Consider the following 280-nt stretch of genomic DNA (forward strand, 5'->3'; position numbering starts at 1 on the left):
GAAATAATATACATTTGTAAAAAGGGGGCTACTTTGTGGACGTTCAAACAAAAAATAATGAACAAATCACAAACATGTTAAATGACTGGTATATCGAAATTCGTGCTAGACATTTAGGTAATGCACATAAATTAAGGTTAGAAATTGATAAAAAAATCCACAACATAGAAGAAGACCAAAATCTACTTTTATACTATTCACTATTAGATTTTCGCCATCAATATCTAATGGATCATTTAAGTATTGGTAAAAATAGCTTCGACAAAATTGAATCTTTTAA

Annotated in this window: 1 protein-coding gene; it reads left to right on the forward strand. The window is 27.9% G+C overall.

All coding sequences use genetic code 11. From position 1 onward, the window contains the following. Positions 1–35 precede the first annotated feature (35 nt). Positions 36–280, forward strand: a 245-nt coding sequence (locus FE392_RS22890; protein ID WP_500692714.1) for a response regulator aspartate phosphatase, incomplete at its 3' end; no start/stop codon positions are given.

The sequence above is a fragment of the Xenorhabdus santafensis genome, from assembly GCF_033949405.1.
GTDB classification, from domain to species: Bacteria; Pseudomonadota; Gammaproteobacteria; order Enterobacterales; family Enterobacteriaceae; genus Xenorhabdus; species Xenorhabdus santafensis.